Origin of the sequence: Neobacillus sp. PS3-12, from assembly GCF_030915385.1 — a bacterium.
Classification (GTDB): Bacteria; Bacillota; Bacilli; order Bacillales; family Cytobacillaceae; genus JAEVLT01.
In genome coordinates, this window is record NZ_CP133268.1 from 4,613,150 (window position 1) to 4,638,436 (window position 25,287).

Consider the following 25,287-nt stretch of genomic DNA (forward strand, 5'->3'; position numbering starts at 1 on the left):
GAAAAACTTTTGAGAGGAGAGCTAAATGGTGTATAAAGTTAACCCTGAATTTTTGTTGTTTAATGATGGAGAAAAAAGGAGAATGCCAGAAGAAAGCGAAATTTTTTGTGAAAAAATTGGGGAAATAGAACTATCAAGTGGACAAATAGTAGCTTGTGACCCTTTTATCGGAATGGAAGAAGAACCTTTTACCAAAAAAGTTACATCTGGAAAATATCCAGTTCTTTTGAACATTATTCGATATAAAAATGAAGATGAACGTATTGCTTTTGCAATAATTAAATTCAACGAAAATAAAGTTATTACTTGGGAGATGGCATTGCAACAAGGACAGGGGATAGATGAGCTGGAAGATGACGAATTTTTTGGTTATGGAGTTGACTCCTGGAACTGGCAGTTTTATGGATAAGGAAACACTGAATACCCTTCTTGCTTATGAAGAAGAACGACAAAATGAGAATTCAGATTATTATATTTACTTCGAATTTGAAGACGAGTTTGATAAGACATACAAAGATACAAGAAGTTGGTTAGTTACCACAATAAAAGAAAAAGCAAGCATTTCAATGTTCTCTAGTGGCTGGGGAGATGGTAGTTACCCAAGTTTTTGGGGTCTGGATGAAAATGGAGATGTAATTTGTTTAGTAACTGACTTTCTTATAACTGATTAATTCACAAGTGATGTAAGTTCCACTATTTAGTGGAGTCTACTTAAAAAAGATTGTGAAGGAATGTACTTACGAACGGGTGCGTGTGCGGCCGAGCTTAGGTCGTATCATATAGCGGGTGGGATTCCCGTCGAGTAAGAACTAGCCATTCGCTCGTAGCGAGTCTTGGAGGGCTAATGGTAACTTTAGTCTTTAAGCGTAGACAGTTAGGTGGAGCAGCCGTCAAGGCTGAGAATCTTATGGAGTGAAAGTCTCCTGTCATCAATTGGCCGAATTCGGATGACTAGCATATCCAATGCGTGGGGAGGTAACAAACCACGTTCTGCTTGGAAGTAAAAGTCACGGCGGCCTATTCTACACTGAGAGAATAAGGTCGGAACAGTCTGTGTGGCGAGCAAACCTAGAGGCCAGAAGGATTTAACGAATACTGCAGTCCCGAAATCTACGCCCCTTTGAGAAACTGTTTAGAGGGATATATGCTTAGCGTCGACCTTTATCTAACGGGGGAAGACCGATGTCTTACGGGAAGAAACGGCCAAAAGCACCGTAAGGGCAGCCGGATACGGGTTCTAGCATCTAGGGAAAGATTCTCAGAGATAACGACGGGAAGGTCCTACTTCAAATTGGAAAGGTACTAACCAATAAAGGCCTAACATATAAGAGGCTAATAGAAAATGTTAGGATGATTTAGGACTGGCGCATGAGGTCGTAGTAGCAATGAGGGAAGGGTAATGCCTTCTTAAGTGTAAGGTAATTACACTTCTATCAAGGTAACTCCTATGATGGAGCGAAGGACCTCTGGGCACTTGGACAGTCAGAACTTCAAAGACACAGAGCTTTGTTTATTTGTTCATAGACTAGCATACAAGTAAACCAATAGTTGATGGGGGAATATGTGTACCAACATTTAATCCTGAGGTTATTTGGGAAGGCGAGTATGTCATGCAGTCCAAGGTCAGAACCGGACTCGGGAAATCCGACCGTCCGGGATCGTAGGGGGGCTACAAGAAACGTGAATCAATAAATATTGATTGTGCGCGCTTGTTTTCTACCCGACGGCGGGCCGAAAGCCAAATGGTTGAAGGGATTGAGCTCCATAATGTTAGTAAATCGAGAGGGCTGATGCCTTACGCGCAGCAGAAAGCAACATTTTATCTTTCGTCAAAGGCAAGAAAGATAAAACCTCTCTGGAGTCAGAGACCTTGGCACGTTACACATTGATATGATACGGCAACTCGGGAGATCCTATTGGTCTTTTCTTAATGGAAGAGTATGGTGTACAAGCGATAACAAGCAAGGAAGCCAAATGCCGAATAGGGAGTCGGATAGCAGCATAGTACCAATGAAGTTGGGTAATGCCGATGGAGGAAAGGCTAGCTACCAGTTATCGACCTTAATAGGGACACATTTACTACACTCAGAGGTAGAGATAATGATGGTAACAAAACTATTAAGGATAGCAGTAATGTGAATGGTAACTAGGAGGAGCCGTGTGCGTTAATAGCGCAAGCACGGTTCTGTGAGGGGGGTGGAGTCCAATCTACCGTGAGGTAGAAAGGCTCTCTTCTACTCGACTAGTTCAAGAACAATTAATCAATTTTAAGGCTAAGGCTAGATCTTAGTTACTCCACAAAACGGGATCTTTGTCCCAACCAGCCTGAAACATGCTTATACAAGTAGGGAGTGAACAGTTTTGCGGACGGGATCAAGTCCCACGGGCGCTACGTTCTACTCCGACTACCGCAATAATAAAACCAATTAAAAAAAGTTCAACCAGTAAAAACTGGTTAAACTTATATTACGAACGGGCGCGATTGTGGAAAAGAAAGTTCTCTCCTTATGCAATATCAGGTAAACACTGCTACATTTTATGTATCTGCGATCAACACTCAAGCCATGTGGAGTGGGGAAACAACTATTTGTTATTCACCTAATTCTTATTTGACATATTTTAATTTAAGAGGACTCAAACTTCATCATATTGATTTGAGCAAAATTCGGTGCCGAGTTGGGTGCCCATTTATAAAAATTTAGTGATACTGTAAAACACTCTAAATCACAGAAACCTTATTCTATAGCTCTTTTTGGCACCTCGTGATACTAGAAATAACATACTGGATAGAACTTCAAAACCGCTTGTGACCTGCGTGCCAGGTCAGGTGGGTTCGATTCCCACGCAGTCCCGCCAAACTTAAATGAATGCACCTACTAGATCGATGTTAAATGATATCCTATATAGAGAAAAATTTAAGTTGCTGAAATTTTTAAGCAGCTTTTTTAATTTATCTAAATGATTTATTCTTTATTTATAAAAGTCCAAATAGTTCCCAAATGTTTAATTAAACCTAAGAAATTGTGGGAAATGTAAATAGTCTCCAAAATGTTTCCGCGTACGACACACGTTGAGTGCGTCTCTCTATTAATGTTGAAATAGTATTTGGATTAGTAACCAGGCAAAATGATAAAAAATAATAGCGATTCAGAGTCCGATATCGATTAAAGAATTGGGCTCTTTTAGTATCATCTTGCACATTCTTTGGGTAATCTCTCAAACTAATTGGATATAATGGTATTATAAATAATCTTATTTTGAGGGATCGGTATGAATGAATATGAAAAACTGCAAAAAGAAAATCATTACCTGAAGCAATTATTGGTGAAGATGATGCATAATCATACCATGATTGACACTTGTAAACTAGTAACGAAGCAATCTCCTTTAGAAGAGAAAATAAAGTTGCTAAAAGGTTTATTTAAGGGCAGGACAGATGTTTATGCATTGCGTTGGGAATCAGAAAGTGGTGATAAAGGATATAAACCTGCACGTGAACTGGAGTGGGAAAAACCAATCTGCCAAAAGCCTGATATTAAAAGTAAACAAAGCCAACATCGTAAGCTGATTCCTCTAACTGATCAAGTATTGATTGACCATTTGAATGGTAAAAAGACTATAGGGATATATCCTTTGTTACAAGATGGAACTTGCTCGTTTTTGGCTGTTGATTTTGACAAAAGACAATGGGAACAAGATGTAATTGCTTTCTCTAAAACTTGTAAGTGGATGAAGATCCCTTTTCACATTGAAAGGTCTAGATCCGGCAATGGATCCCATGTATGGATTTTCTTTTCTTCAATGGTTTCCGCAGTAATTGCAAGGAAACTGGGAATAGTTCTTTTAAAGAAAACAAAAGAAGAAAATGATGGATTTCTCCTGGAATCCTTTGATAGGATGTTCCCTAACCAGGACAATTTGCCAAAAGGAGGTTTCGGAAATCTTATCGCCCTTCCACTTCAGAAGGTACCTGCGAGAAATGGAAATAGTTTATTTGTTGATGAGCATTTTATTCCTTTTCCCGATCAATGGTTGTACTTATCGACAGTTCGTAAAATGACAGAAGAGGATATTTATTGTGCCATAAGAAAAGATGTGGATGTCCCGGTATTGCCGCCTGCGACAATTCAAATTGAATTGAAAGACGGTATCCATATTAAAAAGGCTGGAATTCCTGTAGCCTTATTATCGGAAATGGCCGATATCGCATCATTTAATAACCCAGAGTTTTACAAAGCGCGTGCCAAAAGGTTTTCTACCCATGGAATACCAAGCAGGATTCAATGCGCAAATGATGAACAAGATTCATTGATTTTGCCGCGAGGATGTTTGAGAGAGTTAATAGATTTTCTTGCAGGGCAATCAATCAACGTTGATATTGTGGATTACCAATATGAGGGTGAGAGCGTTGATGTTAATTTTCACGGGACATTATCATCTCAACAAACAGAGGTCGTAAATACAGTGTTAGCAGATAATCTGGGCACTCTGTCTGCCACTACTGGTTTTGGTAAAACGGTTGTTGCCACAGCGATTATTGCTGAGAGAAAAGTGAATACACTCATCATAGTGCATCGCAATCAATTAATGAAGCAATGGGTAGAGCGGCTTTCGGAATTTTTGAATATACCACAAGGTGAAATTGGACAAATTGGTGGAGGGAAAAATAAGATAACTGGAAGGATAGATGTTGCAACTATACAAAGTTTGAATTACGGAGGGCAGCTAAAATCATTGATTACCCAATATGGACAAATCATTGTGGATGAATGCCATATCATTTCAGCGATAACGTTTGAAAATGTATTGAAAAAAATCAGGCCAAAGTATGTATTGGGACTAACGGCAACACCGAAACGGAAGGATGGAATGCACCCAATTATTATGATGCAATGTGGACCTATTCGTTATAAAATTGATGCTAAAAACCAAGCTAAAGTTCGTCCGTTTGGCCATGTGTTAATGACGAAAGAGACTAAGTTTAATACGAAAAAAACCGAATTTCATGAGATTTACGAGGAACTCGCATTAGATTCAAGCAGGAACCTTCAAATACTTGACGATGTCTTACAGTCACTGGAAAAGGGTCGCTCCCCCATTATATTAACGGAACGTCTTGAACATTTGGAAATATTGAAAAATCAATTCAAAGGATTTGCTAAAAACATTATTGTGTTAGCAGGAAACATGAAGAAGAAAGATCAGAAAAGGGAGCTTGAACGTCTATCAGCAATTCCAAAGGACGAGGAGAGGTTAGTGATTGCAACCGGAAAATTTATTGGGGAAGGCTTTGATGATCCACGATTGGATACCTTATTCCTAACAATGCCAATATCTTGGAAAGGAACCCTGCAACAATATGTTGGCCGCCTTCATCGTCATTATCAAGGAAAACAAGTGGTTCAAGTCTATGACTATGTAGACGTAAAGGTTCCGGTACTAATAACGATGTTTGAAAAACGGTTAACAGGTTATAAATCGATGGGGTATGTAAAAGGCGGTGCTGAAAACGTGTCGGAGCAGATGAGGTTATTCTAATTGGACTGTACTAGGTACCGAATTTATGGTGATTTTATCATGAGCTGGTGGACTGACGCTAGTTTATGTGCATAGACTGGATATTGCTTGATTTTTTCCAAACAGGAAGAGTGAAGGATTGTCCTTGCTGCACCGGCACTTTCACTTCTGAAATCTGGGACAAGGTCAACCATGCTTTGATAAATTTGTTAGGTTTATTCCTCCAATGAACGAATGATTTCATTGAAATACAAATACCAATTTTCTTCGTTAGGGGATAGATCTCTTGTTATTTCACACCAAAGTTTTGATATAATTTTATTGAGGTGATGTTCAGTGAATTCTTTAAGTGAGCATGCAAAAAAAGAACTAGTTGATGCTCTTCAAGGTAAAGAATCAGGAGTCTTTGTAATAAATGGGAAGTTGTTTTCCATTGAAGTGGAAAATGATAACGAGGAAATAATTGAAGATTTAAGTGGTAATTTAGCTAAAGAAATTGAAGAATATCCTGAACTTAAAGCTTCTTTGTCACGATATAAAGACAACCCAGATATGAAAAGGTATTCTGGAAGTGAGTTGAAATCTAAACGTAATGAAAAAAGAAAATAGGAATCAATATATAGTACTTTTTACTGAAGAATTTGAATTATGTTTAGATAATATTCAACAGTTTTTTTCTGAACAAGGGGAAGACACTCTAGAATGGTGGTTTTCAAAGGAAGATGAAATAATTGATTATATTGAATCAAACCTCTCTCAAAGCCCTTATATGGGTCTAGCTGTTGAGGCTGGGAGCTTTAGAGGACTCAGGAGAATAACTTACGGAAAAAGCAGGCATATAATGCTAAATTATATAATATATTATGCAGTTCATGAAAATGACGGTTACATTGATGTCATTAACATCTTACCTTCGAGATCTAAGCGAATGAGAATCAAATAATAAGTATATCCCACCAGCCCCATGTGTTGCCACATACACTCAACACAGTTGGAGTATAGGAACAAAAGTGAATATTTTTTAAAATAAAAAAACACTCACGAATGTTGACATGTCATCATTTGTGAGTGTTTTTTTGTATAGGAAAATAAATTTAAAAATATTTTTCACAATCTAACAGAAGGATTTCCGTAGCTTACCAAGCAGATTAATCGTTCATCACAGAATTATTTTTGTCACTAAACATTCACATTTCTATAAAAAACAACCTGTCCTTTTGTCTCCTTAAATTCTATATAGAAGGTGAGAAGAGGTTTAGTTAAAAAGAAAGGAAAGTGGTGGATGATGGCAAAATTTCGAATGGTGCGTACTGAATTTTGGACGAATCCGATTGCTGTTGAGGAAATGAGTCCGGAGGATAAATATTTTTACCTGTATCTACAGACGAATCCGCAAACGACTCAAATTGGGATCTATAAAATTACGAAAAAACAAATGGCTTTTGATTTGGGTTATTCGTTAGAAAGTGTTCATGCGTTAATGGATCGATTCATCGAGCATCACAAGTTGATTCGTTACAATCCGGAAACAAGAGAACTTGCGTTGAAAAATTGGGGAAAAGAGAACTTTGATAAGGGCGGAAAACCGCTCATGGATTGTATTCTTTCTGAATTAAATGAGGTCGAGGATCGTTCGCTTATCTTTTATGTTTCGGAATTGATTCAAAAATAGGACATTCGCAGCCTCTACGAATCTTTTTATAAACAAGAAGAGATTTCTTTCGGTAAGGAAGATGGAGATTCAGATGAAAATGATACATGGATAACCGAATCTGAAGAATTAGACGATACGTCCACGAATCGTGGTACGATACGTGGACAAAAAGAAGAAAAAGAAAAAGAAAAACAACAACAACAACAACAACAACAACAACAACAACAACAACAACAACAACAACAACAACAACAACAACAACAACAACAACAACAACAACAACAACAACAACAACAACAACAACAACAACAAGATTTTTATCCAAATATAGAAAATAATCCAGACTTAGAAATTCCGGTACTAAGTAATCCAGATGCGCAAGAAATTCTTGAGTTTTGGGATACGAATGGATTTGGTTTTTCAAACGTAAATGCGAAACAGCAGCTGTTAGCTTGGTTAGATGATTCTAGCTTTTTACAGCCAAAAGAAATGATAGTAAAGGCCATGAATATTGCATGTGCGAATAACAAACGAAAGCTAAATTATATTGTTGGGATTCTCAAAAACTGGGAAAATGAATCTTTACTAACCGTAGAAGAAATTGATTCGGATGATGAGAACCACAAGGCTGTTAGACAGATAAAGGGATCTGTTCCTGCTGGAAGATCGATTCCAAGTGCATTTAAACTCGATTTGACGGCAGGTGAAGAGGAATGAGCTTTGCTGAAAAAACGTTCTTAGGGAGCTTGATGAAAGCGGAGTACTTACTCAAGGATACGGTGGTTCAACCTGAACAGCTTGAAAGTACACGGCATCAGGAATTAATGCGAAGAATGGTGGAGTTAAAGCGTGCTGGAAAGAATATTGATGTGATTACAATGACAACCTTACCAGACCTCGAATCATTTGGTGGAATTTCCTACCTTATGGGACTGTTATCGTGTGCAGATGTTGAGAAATTTGATGGAACGGAGAAGCTCATTCTTGACCTGTGGAAGGAGCGGGAAAAGAGAAACATCTTGAGCGTTGCAGCGATGAATGATTGGGAGATTGCAAAGGTCATTGCTGAATTGGATAAAATTAACCAAATGAAGATGGAAGATCACACGTCCTTGCACCAGGCCCTGGCAGATATTTATGAGGCCCCCTGGGAAGATCAAGCAACTATGAAAAATGCGACAACAGGTATTAATAAGCTAGACGAAGTGACGGGAGGCTTTCAGGGTGGGGAAGTAACAATTTTGGCGGCAAGACCCTCGATGGGAAAGACCGATGTGATGCTTCATTTTGCAAAAATGACGGGATGGGGAGGGTTTCTGCCACTTGTATTTTCCTTGGAAATGCCCGAAAAGCTGATTACATCCCGATTAATCGCATCAACAGGTGGATTCAATCGCAGAAAACTGCGAGACCCGAAAGGATTGCTTACTCAAAATCAAAAGGATAAATGGTCAGATGTAATTGGTGATCTCTCAGATACCAATATTCAAATATTTGATGGAGCTGGACAAACAATTGCCGAAATGAGAGCGAAAACGAGAAAAATGATGCACCAATTTCCAAACAAGAAACCGATCCTTTTCATTGATTACCTAACACTGATTCATTCCAATCAATTTTACAGTGGCAATTCTCACTTACAAGTAACGGAAATATCCAAATCCTTGAAAACGATGGCAAAGGATTTTGATTGTCCCGTCATCTGTTTGGCGCAACTTAATCGATCGGTTGAATCAAGGGCAAATAAACGGCCGATGATGTCTGATATTCGGGAATCGGGTAGTGTGGAACAAGATGCCGATGTCATATTGTTCTTATATCGTGAAGCGTATTATGAAAAGGATTCAACGGATCGTTCACTTGAAATCATCGTCTCAAAAAACCGAAATGGTCCAGTTGGAACTGTTAGGGTGAATTACAACGAGCATACTGGAAGGCTAGAGAACCAAAATGAACAGAGTCTTAACGTTGTATAACCATGTTTAGCCTTTTCAGATGGAAGCCCACGGTCAAAAAAGAATCTAAAAAAAGGGGTGTTCATACATGCTTGTGAAAGATATTTACGAGAATTGTCTCATTACTCTAGAATCCACATTGGCCCATTTCATCTACCATTTACTAGAGGAGAAGAAAATTTCATTAAATGACGAATTTTCCATAACAGACTTATCCAAAGCAGATGAGCAGAAAGTAGCGGAACTGATTAAAAACAATGTATTAGGAATTCATAAGGTTCGGATCTACTCCCTGAAGATGGATCAGAAGGCTTTTATCTTCATCTATGCCCTGAGTCAGAAAGAGGCCATCGATTTCTATACCAAATCCTTTCTTAAAACCCCATTGAATTGCCACGAATACCCACTAGACTTCCAGCTTAGTAGAGGAAATGATGTCATCTCGTTTCGTGACATGAAGAAGGAATTTGAGAGTTTTCCGGCTATTGCGGGGTGTTTTATGAGGGGGTGAAAGGGAGAGTATGTGGCTAGTGAAGACTTCAAAAAAGCTGATACTCGAATAGTAACGGCTTTATTCCAGGTGGAAGAAATGCAACTCTTTAAAAAGAATCCATCCTTTTTCTTAAAGATAGGGATGGATTCTTTTTTAAATAAAATCAACGATTAATCTTTTCAAGATCCTTTGGCAACTCAAGCTCTACTTTTATCATTTTTTGAGATTCCATTTCATCCGAGTCTGATAAATAGATAAGTTTTGTATCAATTTCTAAAATGGAATTGGCAAGGTACATAAAACGCATCTGTGGCTCTCTAAGCACATCTTTTTCCTTCTTTACCTCTACGAAGAAAAAAGTCTCCAAATTGTATACGAACATATCTAGGTTCTCAATGGAAAAGTCGGTTTCTTCTAATAGTCGAACAGCATCTTTAAACTCTTGGAGCTTTTGACGATTGGCCATAAGAGAAATTATGTCATTGTATCGCTTAAATTTAGAGGTTTTGGATAACAGGTTAAATTCGTTAGTGATTGTATAGAATCCTTTATCACGAAAGTATCGGTCTGTCATCCATTCTCCAAAACCATAACCGTTACTAATACTGGGACCCTTCCATGCAAGCATGAAAGATGGGACAATGGATGGATCTCTTTTTTTCCACTTTAGAAGTAGTTCCTTATCATAAGGTATGGTAATTTGTTTAATTTCTAAAACTTGCATTCAATTTTCCCCTTATGCAGCAATCTTTCATTTGCAGGACAAATGGTGGGTCACTCAGTAGCAGCAAACCTATATATATCATACTTCATATTGTCTAATTTACTTGTCCATCTCAATCCCGAAATTTCAGGTAGTAGATCTCTATGGGCTCCCCAATTCAAAATATGAACGTCCTGCAGCTCAGAATCAGGTATTGATGTGAGACTTTTTGAGTTATAGGCAGGTTTATGGACATTGATTAAAAGTTTTTCTGCAAGCTCAATTTCTTTTGACCAAATCTCCTCATCGGGTATGCTCTCCCCGCTAGCCGCCCCACATAGATATTTTGGCAGAAACAGCTGAAGGAAAAGTGGTTACAAAAGGATCCGCAAGTATCAAATATTATTAAATAAAATATAGATTTAATCTTCGATATTTTATAATGTTATTTTCCCCTGTGGAGCAATTAGAAGGAAGGAGGGATTACAAATGTCTGAAGATAAATTAGTAAAACGGTTAAGCGATCTGGATTCATGTGCTATTTCAGATGCACTTGATGTTTTAAATATAAATGGAGTTGCTATAGGATTGAGACAAATAACTGTGCAAAAGAAAATAGCTGGCCGAGTTGTAACAGTAAAACTTGTACCGAAGACTCAAGAACAAACCTCAAACCTACATCTGGGTACAGCAGCAATTGAAGCTGCTTCCAATGGAGATGTCATTGTAGTGGAGCATTTTTCAGACAAAGTTGCCGGGTGGGGAGGTAATTTAGCAATTGCAGCATCGTTAAAAGGAATAAGCGGTGTTATTATTGATGGAGCCTGCCGAGATGTTGATGAGATGAAGTTGATTGATTTTCCTGTTTACGCTCGTTCCTCAGTTCCAACGACAGCTCGAGGTAGACTTATAGAACAGTCATTCAATGAAAAGATTAATATAGAGGGCATTGACGTTTTTCCCAATGATCTAGTTTTAGCTGATGCAAGCGGAATCGTATTTCTTCCATGTTCCAAAGCAGAAATGATAATTGAAGAAGCGAAAAAAATCATGGAAAAAGAAGAACGGATGGCAACTGCAATTAGAAGTGGACTTCCAGTTAGTTCTGTAATGGGGCAAAATTATGAAACGATGCTTCAAAAAAAGCTTGACAACTGATTTATTTCCTACTTGACCAGGGGCTTTTAGAATAGAGACAAAAAGGTCTATGTCTCGCAGGACAGGGCGGGCCGAAATCTTCTCTCTTTTGGGGGATTTAGTAAAGGTAGAGTGCGACAAAGCAGCCATCATTAATGGAACGGCTCCCTATATGTTGGATTGCCAGCATCTCACTGCCTACAGGCAGCAATCTTAGCTTAACAGGGATTTACAGGGAATCGTGATATTTTTGGAAAACGTAGTGGGTTGCTAAACATCGCGGGTAATTAATGGAGGCTTCTCTTGAGTTCCAGAAAACTCTTGAGAGGTTTTTTTAAATTGGGAATGGTTGTAGTCTATTATTTTGATGATGGCAAAAGAGAGTTGTAATAATTATTTCCAGGTTTCAAGTACCATGTATGAAGTGGCATTAATAATAAAATAAAAGGAAATATTTGAAAATGAAGTATGATTTTAGTGTAAACTCCCTTCTGAAAATGGCAAATTTTATATAAAAGAGATCGTTATTCAAATAAAAAATAACGTATTAGTATGATAAACGAGGTACATCAGACATGAACTAATTGCTCCAATACCAACGAACACCGCATATTACTATTGCTGAAAACAGTTGGAGAAACAATACTTTTTTGATATTATTTAACTATCTGAAAATTAGATAAAAGGAGGTGATAGAGGTGATGGATCTTTATACAAAAAACTTAGTAATCAGTTTTTTATCTGTTTTGTTTCCTTTATTCTTATGGCAATTATTTTATCTTTTACATTATATTTATCAATTTAAATGGGTCAAAAAGTCGATGTTTGCTGTTTTCCCAATGATCTCAATTATTCTATGTATGACCTTTCCAATTGCTTTCATTCAACCCCTGCTTTTGGATTTTCGCAGGATCCCATTGATATTAGGTACATTATATGGGGGATATAAAGTTGGTTTTTTATTATTATCTGTTGCTATGATAGGCAGGTATGTAATCGATGGGGAATTTTATCTTTCCTATAATTTCATTTTGTTAATAACGACTATTTGTGCAGCAATATTATCTAAATATTATTTGCAGAAACCATTAAAGGTGAAAATAGTAGTAAATAGTGTATTAATCTTTTTTTCATTAATAACGCTAACCATTTTTCCTGATCACTTGCCTGTTGGGAATAGGTTAATGAATATTCGTGTAGAACACTGGTTCTTAAATGTAATTGGAATGCTTATTACGACACTTCTAACAGAGGTGATTTTGATCAATTTTGATTTGTTACACAAGTCAATAAAGGCAAAGAAACTAGAAGTCGCAAGTCATCTTGCAGCAAGTATTTCTCATGAAATTGGGAATCCTCTTACAGCTACTAAAGGGTTTATTCAGCTTCTTTCGGATGAAAAGATTCCTATTGATACAAGGAATAATTACTTGAAAATCGCAGCAAAAGAGCTAGATCAGGCGATAGATATTATTGATGACTATTTGGTTTTTGCAAAATCAGCCCTTATAAATAAAGAAAAAATTTCTGTTTATGAAGTATTACAGTGTGTGGTAACTATACTTGCTCCTTTGGCAAACGTTAATAAAGTTAAAATAAATACATCATTAGGGGGAGGACAGGACTGTTTTGTCCTTGGAGAGAGAAAAAAATTTGAGCAATGTCTGATCAATATAGTAAAAAATAGTATTGAATCTATGACAAGCGGAGGAGATATACAAATAACTACAGAGTCCGTAATGCCCTCCAATATTAGAATCAACATTCAGGATAAAGGAATTGGTATGAATCAAGGGCAATTAGACAGATTGGGTGAACCTTATTTTTCTACAAAGGAAAATGGCACAGGGTTGGGGATGATGGTTTCATTCAGCGTTATAAAGGGAATGGGTGGAGATATAAAGGTGAAGAGTGAAAATGGAAAAGGCACTTTTTTCTCTATACAACTACCAACATATAATCAGAAATTCAATTCAGAAGTGTAAAAAGTAAATAATTTCTTTATTATTTTTTCCTATTTTGGGAGCAGTCCAGGCGCGTAAAGTATAAAACAAATAAAAAACCCCAGAACCATTGATTTAACATGGTTTCTAGGGGTTTTTTAGTTCAATCAAAACATCTCCATAAACCGCTGGGCACCTTTTGATAGAGGGCGATTTTGGTCCCAAATGAGAGATATTTTATTTTGCAGAGGACAATCCTCTATTTCAACAAGTTTAATATCATCTGAAGGGTGAATGGAAAATGTTGATTTTGGCATAACAGCAGCGCCCATCCCGGTTGCGACAAAGGAACAGATAATGGCAGCGTCATGAGATTCGCATATGATGTTCGGTTTGACTCCTTGTTTTATACAGGCATCTTCGAAGGCGGTATATGTTCCATGTTTGTTTTCTCGAACGAACATGATAAGCGGAATGTCTTCGAGATCCTTCATACGGATAAATGTTCTAGATGCATCCCACTCCCATTTACTTGGAGTAAATAATACATATGGCTCTTCGAGTAAAGTCTTTGATTCATAACCTAGATGCATGTCTGAAACGAAGCGAACGACAGCTAATTCTACTAATCTATCCTCTAAAAACTTAACAACTTCATGGGGGTGGCCGTCCTCTATACGAAACGTAACGAGTGGATATTGTTCGTGGAACGCTTGAATTCTTTCCGGTAAATAGGCAACGGCACATGTTTTTGCAGTACCGATTGAGAGCTGTCCCCGCAAACCGTCTCCAGTTTCTTTCACTTCCATTACAGTGTCATCGATTTGAGTTAGAATACTAACTGCACGTTGGTAGAGCAGCATTCCAGCCTCCGTTAATTCGACGCTTCGGCTGTTTCGGATAAACAAAGCGGTTCCTAGCTCTTCTTCGATTAGCTTTAACTGTTGGCTTAAGGGCGGCTGAGCCATATTCAATCTTTTGGCAGCTCGTGTAATTTGTCCTTCATCTGACACTGTCACGAAGTAACGTAATTGACGTATATCCATCTGATAATCACCTATCCATATTTTAATCGTATCGCAAATCTATTAAATAGATATTTGAAATATTAGTATACCAAATGCTACTATGAAAATAAATAATATTCAGAAAAATTTAAAATTTAGACAACGATTGCTGGAGATGGTCTAGCAAGAGACCGTGCGCATGGTTTCAAGAATGAAGAGTTAAGGGAGCAAAGCTCATTTAATCTGAAGTAAAAAGCAAATGGTTGATGGAGGCTTAAGATATAAATTAATTAGGAAAGGGAGTGTATTGATGCTTATATATTTAAATCTAGCAGCTGTTCTAGCTGTGACAGGATATGCATTGTATTTATTTTTTCAAATCGTATACAGTCGGTATTTGTTTGTAAAACTCGGCAAGAAACCTGATTTTGAGCTGAATCTTAAAGAACGAATAAATAGCGTGTTAGTCAATGGATTTGGTCAAAGGAAATTGTTTAAAGACAAGAAAAGCGGTCTCATGCATTTTATATTGTTCTATGGTTTTTTCATCATTCAAATAGGGCTAATCGAAATTATCATCAAGGGATTTATCAAAGGATTTGAGTTCCCTTTCGGTGCCGTGCACAAATATTTCAGTTTCATGCAGGAGTGGACAACCTTCCTCATGCTGTGTGCTATGTTATATGCTTTTTACCGTCGTTATATTGAGAAACTAAAGCGTTTGCAGTTGAAAAGAGATGTCAAAGCGGCTGTAGTCATCATTGCATTGATCACGCTGACTGTGTCCATCCTGCTGACGCTGGGGTTTGAAACTGTGATGCTGGGACGTGAACCTAATTTTGTATTTAGACCGTTCTCTAGTATGGTTGCAGTAGTGTTCTCCGGTATTGGTACAACCGCAGCAACAGTATTATTTTATGTATTTTGGTGGGTGCACCTACTGACAGTGCTGTCCTTCATGGTATTCGTCCCACAGTCGAAGCAAGCGCACGAATTGTTCGCATTGTTCAACTTGTTTTTCAAGAAAGTTGGACCTGTCGGAAAGTTAAGGAAGATTGACTTCGAGGATGAAGAGGTTGAAGAATTCGGTGTTGGAAAAATTGAAAATTTTACCCAGCAACAGCTAATTGATCTGTACGCCTGTGCAGAATGCGGACGATGTACAAATATGTGTCCTGCCTCCGGGACAGGCAAGTCTCTTTCACCAATGGAACTGATCATAAAAATGCGAAACCACCTGACAGACAAGGGAGCAGCGATCACATCACGTTCGCCATGGATGCCAGTCTTTGCCTTTAAGAATGCAAGAGCGAATCAATTGGCACTGCAGGGGGGAATGGATGCCTATTCAGAGGTGGCAGCAACCGTAGAAATGCCAAACTTAATCGGGGATGTCATCACGGAAAATGAATTATGGGCTTGTACAACATGTAGAAATTGTGAAGATCAATGTCCGGTCATGAATGAACATGTGGACAAAATTATCGATATGCGCAGGTTTTTGGTCATGACGCAAGGGGAGATGCCTGCTGAAGCTTCACGCTACTTCAATAATATCGAGAGACAAGGAAACCCTTGGGGCACAAACCGCAATGAACGAATCAAATGGCGTGAAGGCATGGAGGATATCATCAAGACTGTTGATGAGGCCCCTGAATTCGATTTGTTATTCTGGGTCGGTTCAATGGGATCGTACGATATTCGCAGCCAGAGAATTGCTCGATCCTTTGCCCGTTTAATGCACAAGGCTGGGGTTAAATTTGCGATTCTAGGTAATGAAGAGATGAACTCCGGTGACACGTCACGCAGGATGGGGAATGAGTACTTATTCCAGGAATTATGTACTCAAAACATTGAGACGTTCCAAAAGTACGGTGTGCGCAAAATTGTGACGACCGATCCCCACGCATTTAACACCTTTAAAAATGAGTACCCAGAATTTGGGCTGGAAGCGGAAGTTGTCCACCATACTCAACTTCTGGCTGACCTGTTAAAGGAAGGAAGGCTCAAGCCAACTAAGAGGGTTGAAGAGAAAGTTGCCTATCATGATTCATGTTATATTGGACGCTACAATGATATCTATGAATCACCAAGGGAAATCCTTCGTGCCATTCCGGGAATTGAACTGCTCGAAATGGAACGAAATCGTCAAAATGCACTCTGCTGCGGTGCCGGCGGAGGAAGGATGTGGATGGAAGAACGCGAAGGGACGCGGGTGAATATAGCACGGACAGAAATGGCGCTTCAGGTAAATCCAACTGTTATCGGCAGCAATTGCCCATATTGTTTAACGATGCTTACCGATGGAACAAAGGCTAAGGAAGTTGAGGAGCAGGTGCAGACACTGGATATTGCCGAGATTATTGAAAAGTCCGTGAATTTTAATAAATAACAAAGGGGTTAGACTCATGAACGATGTACAAAAGTTAGACAGGTTTACGGCAACAGACAATTTGTCAGACAGGTATATGGGGGCAGAAGCATTGATGGAAGCCCTGCAGGAAGTCGGTATCTCCTACCTGTTTTGCAATCTAGGCAGCGATCATCCTTCGATGATCGAGGCCCTGGCTAAGGCCAAAGTGGAAGGAAAGGAACTTCCAAAGGCCATCATTTGCCCGCATGAGAGTGTCGCTTTAGCTGCAGCTCAAGGCTATGCGATGCTGTCAGGGCAAGCGCAAGGTGTGATTATTCATACGGATGTGGGGACGCAAAATTTAGGTGGGGCAATTCATAATGCATTCCGGGCTCGTGTTCCGGTATTCATTTTCGCCGGAGAAACACCGTTCACTATGGACGGAGAGCTTTCTGGCACCCGTAATTCTTATGTCAACTTCCTGCAAAATGTATACGATCAGCGAGGAATCCTGCGGTCCTATGTCAAATGGGAGTATGATATCCGAACGGGAAAGAACGTGAAACAGCTCATTTACCGTGCGATGCAGATGGCTCAAAGCGACCCGGCTGGACCTGTTTATTTGACCGGAGCGAGAGAGGTTCTAGAGGAGAATGTGGAAAAACTTCCGAATACATGGGGGAAATGGGCGTCAATTGAACAGGCATCCATATCAAAATGGGGGATTGAAGAAATTGTAAGTGCATTATTGGAAGCTGAAAATCCATTGTTGATTACTACTTATTTAGGGCGGAAAACGAAAGCAGTTCTAGAATTAACTGAATTTTCCGAAAAAATGGCAATACCTGTAGTAGAGCAAATTCCAACCTACGTCAACTTTCCGAGGGAGCACCCTTTACATCTGGGGTACGATCCAAATCCATTGATTCCCGAAGCGGATGTCATAATCGCCATTGATACGGATGTCCCTTGGGTTTCTACACAAGTCCAACCAAAGGATGATTGTAAAGTTTTCTTTATCGATTTGGATCCAATTAAGGAAGAAATCCCATTGTGGCACATTCCAGCCATGAAGAATTATCGTGCAGATGCCTATGCGTCCCTAATTCAATTAAACGAAGAACTTGCCCAGAGAAATATTGATGAGGATCAAGTTCGGGAACGTTATCAGCGTTTAGCCGAAAAACATGAGGAGCAGCGTGGGGCCTGGATGCAGGACGAACAGGTGAAAGGAAATACCATTACCCCGGAATGGCTGACAGCTTGTTTGCGAAACGTGGTGGACGAAGAGACCATCATATTAGATGAAACAATCACGAATACCATGACCGTTGCCAAGCATTTGCCGCGCTCCAAAGAAGGAACCATGTTTGGCAGCGGGGGTACCTCCTTAGGATGGAATGGTGGCGCAGCCGTTGGTATCATGCTTGCTGATCCATCGAAAACGGTTGTTACCTTAACTGGTGATGGTTCCTACTTATTCAGCGTTCCATCAGCCGTTCATTGGATGTCGCGCAGATATCAAGCTCCATTCCTTACCGTTATTTACAATAATGAAGGCTGGAATGCTACAAAGATGAATGTATTAAAGCGCTATCCGGATGGTTTGGCCAAACAAACGGATAGTTACTGGGTGAATTTTGATCAATCTGCTGATCTGGCAAAAATTGCTGAAGCGGCAGGTGGGGCATACGCCAGGATGGTGACTGATCCAATGGAATTACCTGAAGTATTACAGGAGGCCATGAACGAAGTGAAAAAAGGGAAATCAGCTGTAGTGGATGTCCGCCTTGCTGCTATTTCGAATCAGAAAGATTATTAATCCATGTCTATAAAAATTATATTCTTGTAAGGAGGTGGTTACCGGCGATACGAAGGCATTTATTAGACTTTGAATATATTTTGAAACTTATATGGTAGCGGGGGCGATTTTACAAAGAGAGAAACTGGCTTAATGAATGAAATGGACATATCCAGAGAACGGGGCAATTCTGCTTTGCGATTAAGCGGGTTTACATCCCTTCTGATATGGATGATGAGTTTTATGAAATGGCTTGCAAAATGCCGGATTCCTATAAAATTGGGCATCAATTGAATGAAGAGGCCACAATGGTTCCTACTAACAACCAACTTCTATATGAATAAACCATACTCTTACCCGCAACAAGCGTTTATTGAGTGGTTAAATGCTAATGGACAAGGGAGAGCAGAGGAAATTGCATACACATTACAGTGCAATTGGGGAATTGTCCTCTCCTCATTTGAAGGAATTTCAAAACATCGGTAGTTAGCTTTAAAATGATTCAAACAAAACGATATATCTTACTTTAATTTTGTTATATTTATCAGCTCAACGAGCATGAGGAGGAATAATATGGGAACTATTGATGTATCTGGAGTTATTAATGGAAGCAAGTTTTCCCGCTTCATGGATTATTACTTTTTTGGTGTGCCGTACTAGTCTTTTTTGACGGAATTGAGATTGGTATAATTGGTCCCATTGCGACTCCATTAATTAAGGAATGGACATTAAGTTCAGTTCAAGTTGGGGAGTTATCCAGTATTACAGCTATTGGAATGATTATTGGGGGACTACTAATAGGGCCTTTTGGTGATCGAAGCAGTCGTAAGAATATTATTATCGTATGTACATTTATCTATAGCTTTTTTACACTGATGGGTGCGTTCTCTCATGGACTTGTTGATTTTAGTGTTTATCGTTTTATGGCAGGTATAGGAATTGGGGGAATTGTTCCTAATGCTTTAGGATTAATATCCGATTTTTCACCCAATAAGAATCGTTCATTCTCACTTACAATTGCAACTTCCTCAATAGCTGTAGGAGCTATGGTTGCACGATTTATTGCGATTTTCTTAATCCCGGCATTCGGATGGAGATCATTATTTATTGTGGGTGCATTCCCACTTCTATTATTGCCTTTCCTTTTTAAAGTGCTGCCAGAATCACCTACTATTCTTTTTAAGAAACAAAGGTTTGCACAATTGTCCAGTATATTAAACCGCGTTGTAAATGAAGTGACTTACACTGCAAATGATAAATATCATATCGTAAATAAGGTCCAATCAAAGGTTCCTTTTAAGGCTTTATTTCAAAATAAGTTAGGGATTAGTACATCACTTATTTGGCTGTGTTACATGTGCTCGGCTTTAGTATCCAACGGCTTATCTGCATGGCTGCCAAATTTAATGGTAAGAGCTGGTTATCCATTAACAGCAAGTTTGTTATTTTCAGTTGTACTTGGGCTGGGGGCATTGGTTGGAAGTTTGACTGGTGGTCAAATCGCAGTACGAATTGGCTTGAGGAAAGTAACAGCCTTCTCCTTTTTGTTAGGCGGCGTATCTTTAGTTCTACTCAGTATCAACTATGGCAGTGCCGCTATTTTATTCGCAATCTGTTTTATAACTGGTTGGGGAACAACAGGCTCACAAAACTTATTACTAGCTTATTGTTCACAGTTTTATCCTGCAGAAATTCGTTCAACAGGATCTGCATCTGCCATATCATTTGGAAAAATAGGTACATTTTTGGGACCACTTGTTATAGGCGTCATCCTGACATTCAGTTCTTCTCCAATAGCGAGCTATGGGACCTTTGCCATTATTTCTTTTATTGCTGCTTTATCGCTTTTCGGGGTCAGAGCTGCGAATGAAAATTCAGTTGTTAATACAATTGATGAGATTGCAAAATAAATGCGGGCTAAATTTTGGACCATTTCCGTTATTAAATACTCATTTAATTCGTGATGCCAATAGAAAAAATTTAAGAAAATAAAAAAAGTCAATACTGAACTTCTCATTAATAAATGAATGAAATGGACATACCGAGGTGAATGCACATGAAAGTGAATTTGTTTATAAACAATGAAGACGTGGCAACAGAGAATTATGATGAAGTGAGGGACCCAGGCAGATTAAGTGAAGTAGTAGGCTATATCGCCAAAGGGGATGCAAGCCATATTGATCAAGCTGTACAGGCTGCACAGCGAGCCTTCCGCTCCTGGAGTCAAACTTCACTGGAAGAGAGAATGTCAACTCTATTGAAATCTGCAGAAGAAATTGAGAGAAATGCGACTTTCATCGCCAGTGTGACAGCTAAAGAAAATGGTATTCTGTTTAGCAGAACCGTTGACGAAGTCAAGTTGGGCTTGATGGATATGAGAAATATGATAGAATTGGCACCCTCTGCCTTTCAACAACAGACCATAGAGGATGAAAGCGGTTGGGTCAGAGTGGTGAAGAGGTCGATGGGTGTGATTGCTTGTATCGTTCCTTGGAATGCTCCAATCATTCTGACTTTACAAAAAATAACGCCAATTCTTCTTGCGGGCAATACAATTGTTGTAAAGCCTTCTCCAACTGCTTCAATGGGTGTGGCAACGATTTTAAGAACTATGGCGGAATTTTTCCATCCAGGAGTGATTAATGTTGTTCTTGGTGGCGGTGATGTAGGAAGTGCTTTAACCTCACATCCGTTAGTCCGTAAAATTTCCTTTACCGGCGGCGGGAATACGGCCGTGTCGATCATGAAGTCTGCTGCTGAAACACTCAAAGGGGTTCACTTTGAATTAGGAGGTAACGATCCCGCTATTGTATTAGACGATTCCGATCTGGATGAAGTCGTTCCAAAGATCGTTGAAGGGGCATTCCGAAGAACGGGGCAATTCTGCTTTGCGATTAAACGCGTTTACATCCCCGCCGATTTGTATGATGAATTCTATGAAAGGGCTTACAAACTGGTGGATTGCTATAAAATTGGGCATCAAATGAATGAAGAGGCCACAATGGGTCCTATTAACAACGAACTTCAATATCAAAGAATCAGTGAACTAATCGACAGACTTGAGCAAAGTGGCGCTAACTTTGTCAGGTTAGGGAAGGTACTGGAGCCTGAAAATTGGGATAATGGATACTATCTGCAGCCAGTAGTTGTAAGGGATATTGATCCAAACGCCGAGATTGTTACATGCGAGCAATTTGGTCCAGTGCTTCCGCTGATTCCATATCATACGGAAGAAGAGGTTATTCAAATGGCCAACGATTCAGAATTGGGTCTGGGTTCTTCCATATGGTCTTCGGATTTTGATCGTGCATTGGGCGTTTCGAACCAAATTGAAGCGGGTATGACTTTCATTAATGGTCATGGACAAACACCATTAGGTTCAAAACACATCCCCTTTGGTGGAGTTAAGCAAAGTGGAATCGGAAGAGAAAAGTCCATCGAGGTTTTCAATGAATTTATTGAATATCACGGGATTAATTACCATAAGAAAAAATAATGATTAATTGTATAAAAAGCTCTCCAAATTTTGGAGAGTCCTTTTTTATTTATTATTAGTTTAATTTACTCTATCTCGGAGGTGAATCCCATTGAATTTTTACATTATTATCCTGATGAATACAATCCTTATCACTACAATTACGGGGATTAAGCCCATTGTTTCTTTATACGCCTATTCCTTAGGGATAACCCCCCAAGAAATCAGCATGATTGTTGCTAGTTCTGCCATCTGTCCGGCTCTTTTGGCTTTACAAATTGGCAAATGGGTTGATCATATAGGAACACGTCCCATGGTGATCATCGGGAATGTTCTGTATTTGCTTTCCTTATTAATAAGTGTCATGTTCACATCCTTTTTCATTTTTTTAATACAGCTAGCTTTGGCGGGTATTGCTACTACCTGCATAATGCTTGGCTTGCAGAAGAGAATTGGCAGCTTAGGGGGCGACATCAATCGGACAGTGGCCAACTATAGTCTGTTTGGCTCAGTAGGCTCAATGATTGGCCCCACTATTAGCTCTTTTCTATATGATTATTACGGGTACCATATCTTTATCTTTTTTAATATGCTGCTCATTGTCATCGCATTGTGCAGCGAGATGGGGATAAGGAATTTAGATAGAAAGAACACGCAAATAACGGTTAAGAACCAACAAGCAAATTTGCAGGGAAGTGAGTCGATTTGGGTCCTTATACGAAACCGTGATATAAGGAATGCCATTATTATTGGAGGATTAATCTTTTCTTATCGAGAGCTGTTTACCGTCTACTTTCCTTTGCTTGCCCACAATATGGGCATCAGTCCCATGATAACAGGGATTCTCCTCTCATTTTGCGGTCTGGCCATGCTTGTTATTCGATTCACCCAGACGTCTCTCGTTCGCTCTTTTGGCCGCATGAGAATCCTTACATGGTCTCTTTTCACTACTGGTATCATTTATCTTGTTACACCTTTTTCCCCTTGGATCGTATTGCTTTTCGTTTTGGTTGGAGTTTTAGGAGCTGGTCTAGGTCTTGCGCAGCCGCTAAGCACCGCAGCTCTACTGGAAGGAACCATACCCGAACATCGTGGAGAAGTATTAGGCGTTCAGATGATGATGAATCGAGTATCTCAATTTGCCATTCCGGCCATCTTTGGCGGACTAGGCGGCTTGATAGGTGTCTCTGCTATTTTTTGGGGCAGCGGGTTTGTTCTTACAGCCGTTGGGTATATAACACGTCCATTGCCTGTGCATGTTGATAGGTGTAAGAATCAGAGGCATCATTTATAGTTTTATTATCGAAGGAAATCCAAAAAACCATATTTAAATCATATAGTAGCGCTATTTTATAGATATTAGTAATATGTGTAATCCTATGGTAAATTCTTAATATACAGATAATTCAATTATTTACTATGAAAAATTAATCATTTTACATTCAGGAGGTCCACATGAAAATTTTGGCGCTGCTAAAGCAAACATTTGACACAGAAGAGAAAATTGTACTCTCCAATGGAAAGGTAAGTGAAGACGGGGTTAAATACGTCATTAATCCTTATGATGAATATGCTGTCGAAGAGGCAGTGGCGATTAAGGAAAAACATGGTGGAGAAGTGACGGTTGTGACGATTGGCCCCTCACGCGCCGAGGCTGCATTGCGTACGGCATTGGCAATGGGAGCTGATAAAGCAATCATCGTGGATGATGAATCTGTTTTCGGTGATGAATATATGATTTCTAAAGTATTAGCGACTGTAGCAAAAAGAGATACCTATGATTTGATATTAGGCGGATATATGGCGGTTGACGATGGTGCTGCACAGGTTGGACCACGTTTAGCCGAAGAGCTGGGAATCGCGCATATCTCTACCATTACGAATATGGAAGTGGATGGAAGCAAAGTAAAAGTGGAAAAAGACGTGGAAGGCGATATTGAAGTCATAGAAGCGAGCATGCCTGTACTAGTTACAGCACAGCAAGGATTAAATGAACCGCGTTACCCTTCACTTCCGGGAATTATGAAGGCAAAGAAAAAACCAATCGAACGGCTTACTGCCGCTGACCTAGGTATAAATATTGAGGAGATTCTTTCGAAGACAGAAGTACTTGAACAATATTTACCACAGCAAAAAACGGCCGGGAAAATTCTTCAAGGTGAACTGCCTGAACAGGTCTTTGAGCTCGCAAAAGCGCTTCGCTTTGAAGCGAAAGTCGTGTAATCCTATCTGGAAAATAAACATTTAAGGGGGAAGACATCAATGAGTAAAGATGTGTTAGTTGTTGCTGAAAAACGAAATGGTAGTTTGAGAAATGTTTCATTTGAAGCACTTGCTGCTACCAAAACAATAGCTGCAGGCGGGAAAGTGACGGCGGTATTATTTGGCCAGGGGGATAACAGTGATGCTGTTCAGCTGGCGCAATATGGAGCAGATCAAGTCTACTTAGTTACCAACGAGGAATTGAATGTGTATTCAACGGATGCATTCTCGCAAGCATTCACTGAAGTATTCCACAATGTAAACCCGGATGCCGTACTGCTTGGTCATACAGCTATGGGGCGTGATTTGGCACCAAGGGTGGCTGCTCGTCTCGGCCTTGGCTTAGTATCTGATTGTACCGACGTTGAAGTGAATGGTGATGAAGTAATCTTTGTTCGCCCGATTTACGCAGGGAAAGCGTTCCAAAAGAAAAGAATAACCGACGGGATCATTTTTGCAACGATTCGCTCGAACAATATTGCCAAAGGCGAACTGGATGCTGGGCGTACAGGAGAAACGATTGAATATAAAGCGACCATTAAGGATATCCGCACAGTCATTAAAGATGTCGTAAGAAAGACAGCAGGCACGATTGATTTAACAGAAGCTAAAATTATTGTTTCAGGTGGCCGGGGAGTGAAAAGTGCGGAAGGCTTCAACCCGATTAAAGAATTAGCAGATGTACTGGGAGCGGCAGTTGGTGCATCCCGTGCGGCTTGTGATGCAGGCTATTGTGACTATTCCATGCAGGTTGGCCAAACCGGAAAAGTAGTAACACCAGATTTATATATTGCATGCGGCATATCCGGTGCAGTTCAGCATTTGGCTGGAATGTCTAACTCCAAGATTATCGTAGCAATTAATAAGGATCCAGAAGCACCAATTTTCAAAGTGGCTGATTATGGAATTGTCGGAGACTTATTTGAAGTGGTGCCAATGTTGGCTGAAGAGTTCAAAAAGGTACCGGTATAAGCAAAAATAGAGAGG

21 protein-coding genes and 1 pseudogene are annotated in these 25,287 nt (G+C 39.5%); 19 read left to right on the plus strand and 3 right to left on the minus strand.

Annotation, left to right across the window (positions count from 1 at the left end; all coding sequences use genetic code 11):
• The first annotated feature begins 25 nt into the window (after positions 1-25).
• The 6 genes from RCG17_RS23275 (at position 26) to RCG17_RS23300 (ending at position 7,189) form a co-directional block, all read left to right on the plus strand.
• Positions 26-409 carry a DUF4241 domain-containing protein gene (locus tag RCG17_RS23275; protein ID WP_308172407.1) on the plus strand — a complete coding sequence of 128 codons (384 nt, stop codon included), beginning with the start codon at positions 26-28 and terminating at the stop codon, positions 407-409.
• Complete coding sequence (locus tag RCG17_RS23280) at positions 402-671, plus strand: DUF4241 domain-containing protein (protein ID WP_308172408.1); 270 nt, start codon at positions 402-404, stop codon at positions 669-671. The genes RCG17_RS23275 and RCG17_RS23280 overlap by 8 nt, the downstream gene beginning before the upstream one ends.
• Positions 672-3,270: 2,599 nt before the next feature.
• Positions 3,271-5,538 carry a TOTE conflict system archaeo-eukaryotic primase domain-containing protein gene (locus RCG17_RS23285; protein ID WP_308172409.1) on the plus strand — a complete coding sequence of 756 codons (2,268 nt, stop codon included), beginning with the start codon at positions 3,271-3,273 and terminating at the stop codon, positions 5,536-5,538.
• A gap of 315 nt (positions 5,539-5,853) precedes the next feature.
• A complete protein-coding gene (locus RCG17_RS23290) occupies positions 5,854-6,126 on the plus strand; it encodes a hypothetical protein (RefSeq protein WP_308172410.1) in 273 nt (90 codons plus the stop codon).
• The gene (locus RCG17_RS23295; protein WP_308172411.1) at positions 6,110-6,460 is read left to right on the plus strand and encodes a type II toxin-antitoxin system RelE/ParE family toxin; all 351 of its coding nucleotides are present in this window, start codon (positions 6,110-6,112) and stop codon (positions 6,458-6,460) included. The genes RCG17_RS23290 and RCG17_RS23295 overlap by 17 nt, the downstream gene beginning before the upstream one ends.
• 339 nt (positions 6,461-6,799) lie before the next feature.
• Positions 6,800-7,189, plus strand: coding sequence for a replication protein (locus RCG17_RS23300; RefSeq protein WP_308172412.1), 390 nt, complete (start codon positions 6,800-6,802; stop codon positions 7,187-7,189).
• Here the strand turns inward: RCG17_RS23300 and RCG17_RS23305 are convergent.
• Positions 7,155-7,496: a hypothetical protein gene (locus RCG17_RS23305; RefSeq protein ID WP_308172413.1), complete on the minus strand. Its 342-nt coding sequence runs from the start codon at positions 7,494-7,496 to the stop codon at positions 7,155-7,157. The genes RCG17_RS23300 and RCG17_RS23305 overlap by 35 nt on opposite strands.
• A gap of 59 nt (positions 7,497-7,555) precedes the next feature.
• Between RCG17_RS23305 and RCG17_RS23310 the strand changes: the two genes are divergently transcribed.
• From RCG17_RS23310 to RCG17_RS23320, 3 genes are all read left to right on the plus strand, one after another.
• Positions 7,556-7,888 carry a DnaD domain-containing protein gene (locus RCG17_RS23310; protein ID WP_308175930.1) on the plus strand — a complete coding sequence of 111 codons (333 nt, stop codon included), beginning with the start codon at positions 7,556-7,558 and terminating at the stop codon, positions 7,886-7,888.
• On the plus strand, positions 7,885-9,147 hold the full coding sequence (locus RCG17_RS23315; RefSeq protein WP_308172414.1) for a DnaB-like helicase C-terminal domain-containing protein: 1,263 nt from the start codon (positions 7,885-7,887) through the stop codon (positions 9,145-9,147). Before RCG17_RS23310 ends, RCG17_RS23315 begins: the two co-directional genes overlap by 4 nt.
• Positions 9,148-9,214: 67 nt before the next feature.
• A complete protein-coding gene (locus RCG17_RS23320) occupies positions 9,215-9,637 on the plus strand; it encodes a hypothetical protein (RefSeq protein ID WP_308172415.1) in 423 nt (140 codons plus the stop codon).
• A 145-nt stretch (positions 9,638-9,782) separates the two neighbouring features.
• On the opposite strand, the gene RCG17_RS23325 is transcribed toward RCG17_RS23320, so the two are convergent.
• Positions 9,783-10,343 (minus strand): hypothetical protein, encoded by a 561-nt coding sequence (locus RCG17_RS23325; protein ID WP_308172416.1) that lies wholly within the window; start codon positions 10,341-10,343, stop codon positions 9,783-9,785.
• A gap of 468 nt (positions 10,344-10,811) precedes the next feature.
• Between RCG17_RS23325 and RCG17_RS23330 the strand changes: the two genes are divergently transcribed.
• A complete protein-coding gene (locus RCG17_RS23330; RefSeq protein WP_308172417.1) occupies positions 10,812-11,480 on the plus strand; it encodes an RraA family protein in 669 nt (222 codons plus the stop codon).
• A 680-nt stretch (positions 11,481-12,160) separates the two neighbouring features.
• The gene (locus tag RCG17_RS23335; RefSeq protein ID WP_308175931.1) at positions 12,161-13,444 is read left to right on the plus strand and encodes an ATP-binding protein; all 1,284 of its coding nucleotides are present in this window, start codon (positions 12,161-12,163) and stop codon (positions 13,442-13,444) included.
• A gap of 125 nt (positions 13,445-13,569) precedes the next feature.
• Here RCG17_RS23335 and RCG17_RS23340 read toward each other — a convergent pair whose 3' ends face one another.
• The gene (locus RCG17_RS23340) at positions 13,570-14,448 is read right to left on the minus strand and encodes a LysR family transcriptional regulator (RefSeq protein ID WP_308172418.1); all 879 of its coding nucleotides are present in this window, start codon (positions 14,446-14,448) and stop codon (positions 13,570-13,572) included.
• A gap of 271 nt (positions 14,449-14,719) precedes the next feature.
• On the opposite strand from RCG17_RS23340, the gene RCG17_RS23345 reads away from it, so the two are divergent.
• The 8 genes and pseudogenes from RCG17_RS23345 to RCG17_RS23375 all read left to right on the plus strand — a co-directional run bounded on the left by RCG17_RS23345 (position 14,720) and on the right by RCG17_RS23375 (position 25,272).
• On the plus strand, positions 14,720-16,801 hold the full coding sequence (locus RCG17_RS23345; RefSeq protein WP_308172419.1) for a (Fe-S)-binding protein: 2,082 nt from the start codon (positions 14,720-14,722) through the stop codon (positions 16,799-16,801).
• A 16-nt stretch (positions 16,802-16,817) separates the two neighbouring features.
• Positions 16,818-18,584 carry a thiamine pyrophosphate-requiring protein gene (locus RCG17_RS23350; RefSeq protein ID WP_308172420.1) on the plus strand — a complete coding sequence of 589 codons (1,767 nt, stop codon included), beginning with the start codon at positions 16,818-16,820 and terminating at the stop codon, positions 18,582-18,584.
• Positions 18,585-18,733: 149 nt separating this feature from the next.
• Complete coding sequence (locus RCG17_RS28405) at positions 18,734-18,907, plus strand: aldehyde dehydrogenase family protein (RefSeq protein WP_374120981.1); 174 nt, start codon at positions 18,734-18,736, stop codon at positions 18,905-18,907.
• 318 nt (positions 18,908-19,225) lie between these two features.
• Positions 19,226-20,473: pseudogene (locus RCG17_RS23355) on the plus strand (MFS transporter); the annotation flags it as partial.
• Between the two features lie 146 nt (positions 20,474-20,619).
• Positions 20,620-22,059, plus strand: coding sequence for an aldehyde dehydrogenase family protein (locus RCG17_RS23360; RefSeq protein ID WP_308172421.1), 1,440 nt, complete (start codon positions 20,620-20,622; stop codon positions 22,057-22,059).
• 91 nt (positions 22,060-22,150) lie between these two features.
• Entirely contained in the window at positions 22,151-23,332 is a 1,182-nt protein-coding gene (locus RCG17_RS23365; RefSeq protein WP_308172422.1) for an MFS transporter, read from the plus strand.
• Between the two features lie 161 nt (positions 23,333-23,493).
• Positions 23,494-24,261 carry an electron transfer flavoprotein subunit beta/FixA family protein gene (locus tag RCG17_RS23370; RefSeq protein ID WP_308172423.1) on the plus strand — a complete coding sequence of 256 codons (768 nt, stop codon included), beginning with the start codon at positions 23,494-23,496 and terminating at the stop codon, positions 24,259-24,261.
• A gap of 39 nt (positions 24,262-24,300) precedes the next feature.
• Positions 24,301-25,272 (plus strand): electron transfer flavoprotein subunit alpha/FixB family protein, encoded by a 972-nt coding sequence (locus tag RCG17_RS23375; protein ID WP_308172424.1) that lies wholly within the window; start codon positions 24,301-24,303, stop codon positions 25,270-25,272.
• Positions 25,273-25,287 lie beyond the last annotated feature (15 nt).

Bases quoted from the DNA above. Each gene is read 5' to 3' on its own strand.
- RCG17_RS23275 (WP_308172407.1), top strand. From the start codon at position 26: ATGGTGTATAAAGTTAACCCTGAATTTTTGTTGTTTAATGATGGAGAA.
- RCG17_RS23335 (WP_308175931.1), top strand. From the start codon at position 12,161: ATGGATCTTTATACAAAAAACTTAGTAATCAGTTTTTTATCTGTTTTG.
- RCG17_RS23300 (WP_308172412.1), top strand. From the start codon at position 6,800: ATGATGGCAAAATTTCGAATGGTGCGTACTGAATTTTGGACGAATCCG.
- RCG17_RS23285 (WP_308172409.1), top strand. From the start codon at position 3,271: ATGAATGAATATGAAAAACTGCAAAAAGAAAATCATTACCTGAAGCAA.
- RCG17_RS23330 (WP_308172417.1), top strand. From the start codon at position 10,812: ATGTCTGAAGATAAATTAGTAAAACGGTTAAGCGATCTGGATTCATGT.
- RCG17_RS23345 (WP_308172419.1), top strand. From the start codon at position 14,720: ATGCTTATATATTTAAATCTAGCAGCTGTTCTAGCTGTGACAGGATAT.
- RCG17_RS23295 (WP_308172411.1), top strand. From the start codon at position 6,110: ATGAAAAAAGAAAATAGGAATCAATATATAGTACTTTTTACTGAAGAA.
- RCG17_RS23315 (WP_308172414.1), top strand. From the start codon at position 7,885: ATGAGCTTTGCTGAAAAAACGTTCTTAGGGAGCTTGATGAAAGCGGAG.
- RCG17_RS23325 (WP_308172416.1), bottom strand. From the start codon at position 10,343: ATGCAAGTTTTAGAAATTAAACAAATTACCATACCTTATGATAAGGAA.
- RCG17_RS23350 (WP_308172420.1), top strand. From the start codon at position 16,818: ATGAACGATGTACAAAAGTTAGACAGGTTTACGGCAACAGACAATTTG.
- RCG17_RS23360 (WP_308172421.1), top strand. From the start codon at position 20,620: ATGAAAGTGAATTTGTTTATAAACAATGAAGACGTGGCAACAGAGAAT.
- RCG17_RS23370 (WP_308172423.1), top strand. From the start codon at position 23,494: ATGAAAATTTTGGCGCTGCTAAAGCAAACATTTGACACAGAAGAGAAA.
- RCG17_RS23375 (WP_308172424.1), top strand. From the start codon at position 24,301: ATGAGTAAAGATGTGTTAGTTGTTGCTGAAAAACGAAATGGTAGTTTG.
- RCG17_RS23280 (WP_308172408.1), top strand. From the start codon at position 402: ATGGATAAGGAAACACTGAATACCCTTCTTGCTTATGAAGAAGAACGA.
- RCG17_RS23320 (WP_308172415.1), top strand. From the start codon at position 9,215: ATGCTTGTGAAAGATATTTACGAGAATTGTCTCATTACTCTAGAATCC.
- RCG17_RS23340 (WP_308172418.1), bottom strand. From the start codon at position 14,448: ATGGATATACGTCAATTACGTTACTTCGTGACAGTGTCAGATGAAGGA.